The sequence below is a fragment of the Sphingomonas sp. 2378 genome (genome assembly GCF_038084995.1).
GTDB lineage: Bacteria > Pseudomonadota > Alphaproteobacteria > Sphingomonadales > Sphingomonadaceae > Sphingomonas.
This window is the reverse complement of the sequence record NZ_JAXCMJ010000102.1, coordinates 1-1,380: the sequence shown is the minus strand read 5'-3', so window position 1 is coordinate 1,380 and position 1,380 is coordinate 1. Positions and strand designations below refer to the sequence as shown.

2 protein-coding genes are annotated in these 1,380 nt (G+C 60.1%); one reads left to right on the top strand and one right to left on the bottom strand.

Features of this window, described 5'->3' with window-relative positions:
• Positions 1 to 648: 648 nt before the first annotated feature.
• Positions 649 to 867, bottom strand: a complete 219-nt coding sequence (locus SM191_RS19440; RefSeq protein ID WP_341507644.1) for a hypothetical protein — start codon at positions 865 to 867, stop codon at positions 649 to 651.
• A gap of 182 nt (positions 868 to 1,049) precedes the next feature.
• Here SM191_RS19440 and SM191_RS19435 point away from each other — a divergent pair.
• Positions 1,050 to 1,380: transposase (locus tag SM191_RS19435; RefSeq protein WP_341507643.1), on the top strand; the 331-nt coding region annotated here is incomplete at its 3' end.

Below are 1,380 nucleotides of genomic sequence, written 5' to 3'. Positions count from 1 at the left end.
TCTCCTGACCTCCTTCCGGACTCCAGAAGGAGACCACGACAGGTACGGACATCCACGGCTACGTCGAGCGCGGCAACACGCGGCTCACCGGACGCTTACTGGCACATCACAAAGGGTCGAGTGCCAAAGAATCGAGGGCCGAACGAACCCACATCCGGCCTGACCGAAAGCCGCCGTCACACCCAGCGGCGCACCGGTCCCTGCCCTAGTCAGAGGTTCCTTTGCGCCATAAAGCCATGTGATGTGACTGGCGCGCCCGAGATGAAAGCGATGGGCACTCAGATCATTGGGAAATTTGGGTGGCGAGGGCGGCGTGACCGCGTCTTCTACCCGAATATGAGTCGATAGGGCCTGACGGGACGATTCATTGGTAGCCCTCGCTCATCACATTGCTTAGTCCCAAATTCAGGACAGGCGAGTTTTGGGACGAAGCCGCCGTTCCCGATGGGCAGCTCGAACGTCCGGTCCTCCTAGAACCCGACTGTCGCCATCGTGGCCTCTCGCCTTCTGAATGAGAAAGTTGTCGTCGCGATCGATGTGTCGCGTGTGGTGCCCGTGTAAAAGAAGCGACAAGCGGCACGCGCGAAGACTTGGGTCAAGAAGGCGGCTCTTCCGAGAAATCGAAACGCAAGATAGAAGCGCTGCTGCCTACCGGACCTCCATACGAGCAATCCAGTCAACGCCGACCCGAGCCTGTGCGACTTCGATGCCGGCCAGCGTCGCTTTGATCACGCGCAAACCGTCGGTTTGCTCGGTCGCGATGAAACCTTCCCTTTCCAGCCGATCGAGCAACGCGCTCAGGTCGCGATGGGAGGGGCCAAGGCCAATGGTCCCTAACCAGTGATAGTATAGCTGGTCATTGCCCACCCCATGCTTTTCCAAGCCTGCGAGAATTTCGCGGGCCTGCAGCGACTCGCGAATGGCGACGAAAGGATCGGTCTGGTTCGATTGTTTGGTCTGGGGCCTAGAAAAAGTAGAAAACGGAGGTGCCGGGGAGTGTCAGGAATTTCGTGTGCGGGCGGGCATAACGGGAATGAAGGAGACCCGATATGTCCCGACGCAAAGAGCCTGCGATACCGAACGATCTGCTTGATCAGTTGCTGGCTGGCGGTGACGCCGGTGCCGCGCTGGCGCAAGGTGGCCTGCTGGATGCGCTGAAGAAGGCGCTGACCGAGCGCGCCCTGAACGCCGAGATGGATCACCACCTGGCCGGGGAAGACGGAGCTGGCAACTCGCGCAACGGCTACGGCCGGAAGACGATAACCACCGATACCGGCAAGCTGGCGATCGACGTACCGCGCGACCGGCAAGCCAGCTTCGACCCGCAGCTGATCGCCAAATACCAGCGGCGCTTTCCAGGTTTCGATGAAAAGATCGTGT